2 protein-coding genes are annotated in these 9,122 nt (G+C 40.0%); both read right to left on the bottom strand.

Annotated elements, in window-relative coordinates:
* Positions 1 to 4,592, bottom strand: a 4,592-nt coding sequence (locus tag H6G14_RS25980; RefSeq protein ID WP_190570956.1) for a non-ribosomal peptide synthetase, incomplete at its 3' end; no start/stop codon positions are given.
* Between the two features lie 89 nt (positions 4,593 to 4,681).
* Positions 4,682 to 9,121, bottom strand: coding sequence for a type I polyketide synthase (locus tag H6G14_RS25975; RefSeq protein WP_190570954.1), 4,440 nt, complete (start codon positions 9,119 to 9,121; stop codon positions 4,682 to 4,684).
* Position 9,122: the final 1 nt, after the last annotated feature.

Genomic DNA, 9,122 nt, shown 5'->3' with positions numbered 1-9,122 from the left:
GCAGGGGGCAGGGGGATGTTATTGGTATCGGGTTTTACTAACTGTTCTAGTAAATTACGGTAGGTGTGGAACATTTCATCTAACATTCCTGGGGGGAAAAGTTCATCAATGGTGTCCCAGTTAAATACTAATGCGCCGGCAACTTCTCCTACTTGATGGTCAAAATACACTTGGGAGGTTTGGCTGAGGCTGTATATTAATTCACCTTGCCAATTGCGGTTATCTTCTGTTTGTTGATAATCTTGGGTGAGGGTACTGGTAAAAACTACAGGCATTAATGCTTCTGTCACCCGTTGTTGCTGACGCGCTAGTTGACGCAGTACCTCTACACCACTGAAATAGCGATGGTCTAAATCATCCCACAGTTGGGTTTGGATGCGGTGAGCTAGTTCGAGGAAGTTATTACACCCTGCACTCTTCATTTCTAGCAGCAGGGACGCGGTGAAGTCTCCGACAATTTGATTAACTTCGGGATGTAGGGGTAGACGGTTAAATAAGGTCAGATTTAGGGTAAAATTGTTTTTTTTACTCCACCGTGAGATAATTTTGGCAAAAGCAGCCAAAAGTATACCTGATGGTGTAATTCCCCCTTCGCTGGCTTGCTGTTTGAGTTTTTGCCATTGGCTTGGGGATAAAGTTCCACTGCGACGGGTGAAATGCGGTTCTGTAATTTTACTGAGAGGCTTAGTTAAAGGTAATTCTGGTGCAGGGGGTAGGGTAGTTAGGCGATTTTGCCAGTAGGCTTGAGAACGTTGATAAATTGCTGAGTCTTTTAATGTATTTTCCGTGAGGACGTAATCTCGGAAAGTTAAGTTAATGGGTGGTAACTCAACCTCTGGATTTTCCAGAATTTGCACTAATTCTCTACCTAATAAGCGAAAACTCCAAGCATCACCGATTAAAACATCAAAGCTAATGCAGAAGCGGATTTTGTTGTCATCTAATAAAATTGCTTGAATTTCAAATAAAGGATAGCTGTCAGTGGGGCGAACTTGATGAGAAAGGCTTTGACGGATATCCTGGAGTGCAGAATCTACCCCACGCAAATCTGTTACCGCAATTTTGAAATCGGGGACTTGTGCTAAAACTCTTTGCTGTCCATCAGCTTGGACAATCACCCGCAGCATATCATGACGTTCAATCAATCGCTGCATTGCCATTTCTACCTGTGCAACAGTTAACCCCACCGTCTCAATTTCTTGATAACCGTGAGTAGCAATATTACCCAACTCAAAAGCCGCATTACGTCCGATGAGGTAAGCTTGCTGAATATCTGTTAAGGGAAAAGGTTGATAGCGTTCCTGGGGTTGGGGTTGAATTTTGGGTAATCCCAACTTAATTTCATTGCGCTGTAACTGGTCAATTTGTGCAGCTAAACTGGCAATGGTGGGAAACTGAAATAAATACTTGAGGGGTACTTCTACCTGTAAGGATTCGTTAATTCTCGCTACTAACTGCATCCCCAGTAATGAATGTCCGCCCAATGTAAAAAAGTTATCACAAATGCCGATACGCTCAACTAAAAGTATTTCCTGCCAAATCACCTTTAAAGCTTCCTCTGTAGGTGTGCGAGGTGCTACATAACCAATTAATTCTGAGGATAAATTTTCAACTGCGGGTAACGCCTTACGGTCAATTTTACCGTTGGGATTACGTGGCAGTGCATCCAAAGTTATGAAATGGGCAGGAATCATGTATACAGGTAATTTATCTGCTAAATATTGCCGTAAATCTGGAATATTGATATTTTTAGGAGCAATATAAGCAACTAATCTTTTATCACCTGATAATATTTCACTAGCAATTACCACAGATTCTTGAATTTCTGGATACTCACTCAGTAAAGCTTCAATTTCGCCCAATTCAAGGCGATAACCTCGTATTTTTACTTGATTATCTAATCTGCCCAAGTATTCAATATTGCCATCTGGGAGATAACGAACGCGATCGCCTGTTTTATATAAAGTGTTGACTGTTGACTGTTGACTGTTTGAATTTTGAATTTTGAATTTTGAATTTTGAATTTTGAATTGATTAATAAACCTTTCTGCTGTTAATTCTGGGCGTTGCCAATATCCTCGTGCGACTCCTGCACCTGCAATGTATAATTCTCCTGGAACACCAATGGGTACTGGCTGTAAATGTTTGTCTAAGATATAAACTTGAGTATTGGCGATCGCACGACCAATAGGAGGAGTAGAACTATTTGGGGTAATATCTTTCAGTTCTATGTAAGTAGAATAAGTAGTATCTTCCGAAGGCCCATAAAGATTAAAGATTTGTTGAACATGGGGGAGTTGTTGAAGTTGCTGTACTAATTTCCATGTCAGAGGTTCACCCGCTAAATTAACTGTGTTCACAGAATGAGGAATAGCATTAAAGTTGAGAAGTTGAGTTACTGCACTTGGTACAGTATTAATTAACGTCACCTCATCTTTAGCAGGTAAATTCGGCAATTCCAGAGCATTTTCTGCCAAAATTACCTTACCCCCCCAACAAAGCGGGACAAAAATCTCAAACACCGATAAATCAAAACAGATAGAAGTAGCCGCCAACACCCCAGAAATCGCCTCATCACAAAAAACCTCACGCGCCCAGTACAATAAACAAACTGGACTGCGATGCTCAATCATCACCCCTTTAGGCTTACCCGTAGAACCCGAAGTATAAATCAAATAAGCCAAATTCCCCGGCGTAACATCCGTCACAGGATTAGTGACAGGATATTCCCCAACACTCTCCCAATCTCCATCTAAACAAACAACCCTCCCAAACTCCCCTCTGCGCCTCTGCGTCTCTGCGTGAGCCAAAAAAATCCTAACCTCTGCATCATCCAAAATATACTGTAATCGCGCATCAGGATAAGCCGGATCGAGCGGAACATAAAAACCCCCAGCCTTGAGAATTGCTAACATCCCAATCACCATTTCCGGGGAACGTTCCAGACAAATTCCCACAGGCGTTTCTGGCTTAACTCCCAAAGTTTGTAAATAATGAGCCAGTTGATTTGCTTTAATATTAATTTCTCGATAAGTAAAAGCTTCCTCACCAAAAATCAAAGCAATTGCATCAGGAGTTCTTTCTACCTGTGCTGCAAATAATTCATGAATACACTCATGAGTAGGATATTCCCGTGATGTCGTATTCCAATTAATTAATAATTCTTCTTCCTGAGCAGTTAATAAAGATAAATCTGATATTTTCGCATCAATATTTGTCACTATACTTTCTAAAACCATCTGCCAATGCCCTGCCATTTGAGCAATAATAGCAGCATCAAATAATTCCGAACTATATTCAAATTGTCCCTTAATTCCCTGGGGAGTATCTTGTAAATTCAGACGTAATTCATATTTGGCTGTATCTTCATTAATTGGCAACCTTTCTACAGATAATCCTGCTAGTTGAGGTGGTTGTACTGTTGCTAGTTGTAAATCAAATTTAACCTGAAATAAAGGCATCATTTGATTAAGATGACGTTCGGGGTTCAGAACTTCCACCAACTTCTCAAAAGGTAAATGTTGATGAGCGAAAGCACCAAGCGTCACCTCACGCACTTGTTTTAATAATTCTACTACTGTCGGATTTCCGTCTAAATTGGTACGCAATACTACAGTGTTGACTAATAAACCAATGAGATTTTCTGTTTCCTGGCGATCGCGGTTAACAATATCTGTACCAATTAATAAATCTTCTTCTCCTGTGTAGCGATATAGTAACACTTGAAAACTCGCCAGCAGTAGCATAAATAAGGTGACACCCTGCTTGGCTGCTAAGGTTTTCAAGGCTTGGGATAAAGAGGAAGAAAGAGCAACTGTATATTGTGAGCCAGAGTATGTAGATATATCTTTATGCCGAGTAGGTAATTGTAAAACAGGCAATTCACCGCCTAATTTTTGTTGCCAATAATCAATTTGTTCGTCTAAAAATGCACCTTGTAATTGTTGTCTTTGCCACAATGCCCAATCAGCATATTGAATAGGTAATTCTGATAAGGGTGCAGATTCTCCCCGCACATAAGCTGAATATAATAGAGAAATTTCTTTAAGAAATACACCGACTGACCAACGGTCAGAAATAATATGATGGGTTGTGATTAATAAAATATGTTCGTTTTCAGCTAACCGGAAAAGGCTAGTTTTGAATAAAGGCTGAGTTAAATTAAATGGTGTTTGTGCGGCTATTAATGCTATTTTTTCAATTTCTTCGGTTGTGTCTATAATTTGTAAGGTGATGGGTTGCCAAGGTTCGATAATTTGAATGGGTTGATTTTCGGAATTGGTGGTGAAATATGTTCTTAAGGTTTCGTGTCTTTTTCTCAGTTCGTTGATGGCTGATTCTAATGCGGATAGTTGTAAGTTTCCCTGCATTTTTAGGACGCAGGGAACGTTATAAATGTAGCTATCTGGCTCTAGTTGTTGGATGAACCAGAGGCGTTGTTGAGCAAAAGATAGGGGGATGTTTTCTGTTTGGTTGCGTGGGGGAATGGTGGAGAATTGAGGTAGGGTTAATCCTTTTTCTTTTAAGCGGCGTTCAAATAAGGCTTTTTGTTCTGGGGTGAGGTTTGAGAGGATTTGTGAGTAGTTAGACATTTTATTATGCTCACGCAAAGGCGCAAAGACGCAAAGGAAGAAGAACGCAAAAATAACTTTTGAATTTTGAATTTTGAATTTTGAATTGTTTAAGAGGGGGTGTTGAGTTGTTGGAGGACTTGTTCTGGGGTGAGGGTTTGGATTTCTGTGAGTAGGGCTGTCATTTGTTCTAGGTTTTGGTTTTGGGTGGTGATGATTTTGGCGATTGCGGCGATGGTGGGTGCTTCGTAGAGGAGGTTTCGCATGGAGAGTTCAACACCAAAGCGATCGCGTAATCTGGAAATGGCTTGAATGGCTAGTAGGGAGTGTCCGCCTAAGTCGAAGAAGCTATCATTAATTCCTATGGGGGAAATTCCTAATAAATCTTGCCAAATTTGAGCGATCGCTGTTTCAATTGCGTTACGGGGTGCAATATATTCATTGGTGAGTTGGGGACGGGTGTAAGTGCGATCGGTTTCTGTTTTGGTTTTGGTTAGGGTGTTTGTTACCCACTGTTCTAAGCGTTTGTCTAAGTCGGATTTTGTAACTACAATCGATTCTGGTAAACCCAATTTGATAATATGTTGGGTTGATTGCCATACTTCTGCCGGTGTGAGTGCTAATGTTGCTAAATTAGCGGCGAAACTATGATTAATTTCTGTTTCTAAGTCGCTACGACAAGCATCCCAGTTAATACTAATCCAGGGGAATTTGCTATTTTGATTTTGTTGGATAGCAAACATATCAATTACTGCATTCGCCGCAGCGTACACAGCTAAACCTAACCCACCTAACACTGTGGACAGGGAAGATTGTAATACACAGAAATCTAAAGGTTTATCCCGCAAAACTTCAGCTAAAACACATAAGCCCTGGATTTTGGTACGGTAGTTATATTCCCAGTGTTTTGTAGTTAATTGGGGTAAAAATGCCATTGAATGCTCATTACTCATGGGTGTGGAGTAAAAGACACCATTTATTTTTCCGAATTTTTTCTCAGCTTGAGCTATAGCACTTTCTAATTCTGCTTGCTTGGTAATATCTATGTTGAGTGATAAGTAATCAATACCAGCATTATCTAAACTTTGTTTGATACTTTCGGGAATGACATCACTAAGTAGCACCAATCGCGCTGACATTTTCATTAGAAACTCAGCAAATACTGTTCCTAAACCCGTTGTTAAGTCTCCAAAAATTACATAATTTCCTCCTTCATGTACAGATATTTTTGATTGTGTATCATCTACTAATAAGGGTTTATAAATTTGATGCCAACGATAATTACCGCGATAGGCAACTACAGATTCAATCTGATGACTTAAACATTCTTTAATTAATTGTTGGGCGATTTGTTCGTTAGTCTTAACTGTGCTTGTTAATGAAATATCAAGACAGCGACAAGTTAATTGTGGTATTTCTTGAGAAATCACTTTACCCATACCCCAAACTGTCGCTTTCATGGGTTGGATATTTTCATTCCCTAACACCAATTGCCCATCATTTGTTACTAAGGTTAATGTTATTTCTCGCTCAATTGACTGTGATGAAATTTCTTGCGCTAGATATAACAAACTGAGTGGTTGCTGTTGTAAATCAGTTAAGTCCCATAAATATAAAATCTGGTGAGGAATGAGTTCTCGCAATTCTAAATCTGACCACAATTCGACAAAATCCTGTGAGTTTTGGGGATTAACTGTAAAAGTACGGTATGCGGGTTGGTCGTATTTTTCACCTTGGCTCACAATAATTACATCATGTCCAACTGCTTGCAACGTATTAATTATTTCTTGATAAATACCGTAATTATCTGTAAATACCAACCAACACAAGCGTTTTTCAGCTATGTCTACTTGGGGATGAGGTAAACTACGCTCCCAAGTAGGGAGATAAAATTGAGGGACTGGGGATTGGAGATTGGGGACTGGGTACTGGGTATCCCCTGCTTTCAAATCAATCCAGTAACGCTGACGTTGGAAGGGATAGGTGGGTAGTGGTAGACGTTGGCGTTGTTGGTGTGTGTAGAAATTTTCCCAATCAATTGATACACCTGCTAACCACAATTGACCCAAGGTTTGCAGTAAAAATGCTACATCTGATTGTGTATCTTGGGGATGGCGTAGGGAAGATAAAATTGTGTGGGTGTTGGTTTGTTGTTTGGCTAAGGTAGCAAGTGTCCGTCCTGCTCCTACTTCTAGTAAAATTTGCTGAGGTTCTGTTAATAGTTCTTTGATTCCTGTGGCAAATTGTACAGGTTGACGCGCATGATTTACCCAGTAGTGTGGATCAGTTGCTTGTTCTGGTGTAATCCAAGTACCAGTAACATTAGAAATAAAGGGAATTTTGGGTGTTTGCAGTTGAATTTTCTGGAAAGCGGCGATAAATGGAGTAATCATGGACTCCATTAAGGGTGAATGAAAAGCGTGAGATGTTTGTAATCTACGGTTAGAAATTCCCTGTTGATTTAAGTTTATTTCTAGTTGAACGATTTCCGCTTCAGTACCAGATACTACACATAATTCTGGTGCATTGTATGCCGCTATGACTAAATTATCTGTCAACAAAGGTTGTAGTTTAACTGCGGACATTCCTACCGAAAGCATTGCGCCAGTTGGACATTGCTGCATTAAACGACCACGCAATGCAACTAATTTTAAAGCATCGGGGAGAGTAAAGACACCTGCTAAAGTTGCGGCTACATATTCGCCGATACTATGACCAATCATGGCTTGTGGTTGAATACCCCAAGATATCCATAATTTTGCTAAGGCATATTCGATTATAAATAATGCTGGTTGTGCTATGGATGTTTGATTGAGTTGTTCAGAGTCTTGTTGATAAATTTGTAAACGCAAATCATGCTGTAATAATTCACAGCAATGATCTATTTGCTCTCGAAATATAGCTTCTGTCTCATATAATTCCTTACCCATGTTGAGGTACTGACTACCTTGGCCGGGAAACATGAAGGCGATACTTGGGCTTTTTTCGGAGTTTGTATGAGTGTATTTAGTTTCTTTCTCTAAAATTTGCGCTGCTTCTTGCGTGGTTTGACACAACACCATCCGGCGATATGCAAAATGTTGTCGTCCTATGTGGAGGGTATAAGTAATATCTGCAAGGTTTAATTCTGGATGCTGTTGTAAATATGTAGCGAGATTAATTGTTGCTTGCTCAAGTGCTTTTTCACTTTTAGCCGATAAACATAACAGTTGATAATTAATTTTGACTTTTGACTTTTGACTTTTGAATTGAATTGGTGCTTCTTCTAAAATTACATGAGCATTTGTCCCCCCAATTCCAAAGGAACTGACACCAGCACGGCGGGGTATTTTGTCGGTTTTCCAGTCAATTAAATTGGTGTTGACATAAAAGGGTGTTTGGGAAAAATCTATTTGAGGATTTGGTTTTTGAAAGTGTAAATTGGGGGGAATTTGTTGGTGTTTGAGTGCTAAAACTGTTTTGATTAAACTCGCAATTCCCGCAGCTGCATCTAAGTGTCCGATGTTGGTTTTTACTGATGATATGGCACAAAATCCAGTTTTTTCTGTTCTGGCGCGGAAGGCTTGAGTTAAAGCGGCGATTTCAATGGGGTCGCCTAATGCTGTTCCTGTTCCGTGGGTTTCAATATAACTAATGTCTGTTGGTTCTACTCCAGCTAATGCTTGTGCGGCGCGAATTACTGCTGCTTGGGTATCAATTCTCGGTGCGGTGTAACTGACTTTTAAACCGCCATCATTATTAATAGCTGAACCTTTAATTACAGCATGAATATAATCTCTATCTTCAATAGCTTCTTGTAGTCTTTTAAGGACAACGATACCTAAACCACTACCTGCAATTGTGCCTTGAGCATCAGCATCAAAGGCGCGACAATGACCATCAGGTGAGTAAATTCCGCCTTCTTGATATAAGTAACCTGTGGCTTTTGTTAAGGATACACCCCCTGCTAGGGCTATGTCACATTCACCACTTAATAAACTCTGACAAGCTACATGAACTGCTACTAAGGATGTGGAACAAGCTGTTTGAATATCTAAACTGGGTCCTCGTAAATTTAGTTTATAAGAAACTCTGGTGGTGAGAAAGTCTTTATCGTTGGATAAAAATAGTTGATAGCGGCTAATTTGATTTTGAATTTGTGGGTTTGTAACTAGGTTTAATAAATAGTTATTCATGGCTGCACCGGCATAAACTCCAATTGCTCCGGTGTAGTTTTCTGGGTTATATCCTGCGTCTTCTAAGGCTGACCAAGCACATTCTAAAAAGAGTCTGTGCTGGGGGTCGAGAATTTCTGCTTCTCTGGGGTTAAAGCCAAAAAATTCTGCGTCAAAGTATTCGATGTTGTCTATTATGGCTTGTCGTTTGACGTAATTGGGATGTTTTAATTGTGCGGGTTCTACGCCGTTTTTTTGGATTTGTTCATCGGTTAAGTCGGTGATTGATTCTACTCCTTGACGGAGGTTTTGCCAATATTCTTCTAGGTTATTCGCACTGGGGAATTTCCCGGTTATGCCGATGATTGCTATTTCTAGTCCTGTGGGGTTATTCATA

This window comes from Nostoc parmelioides FACHB-3921 (genome assembly GCF_014696625.1).
Classification (GTDB): Bacteria; Cyanobacteriota; Cyanobacteriia; order Cyanobacteriales; family Nostocaceae; genus Trichormus; species Trichormus parmelioides.
This window is presented reverse-complemented; position numbering and strand designations above follow the sequence as displayed.

Excerpts from the sequence above, each read along its gene's own strand:
- H6G14_RS25975 (WP_190570954.1), bottom strand. The coding sequence starts at position 9,121 with ATGAATAACCCCACAGGACTAGAAATAGCAATCATCGGCATAACCGGG.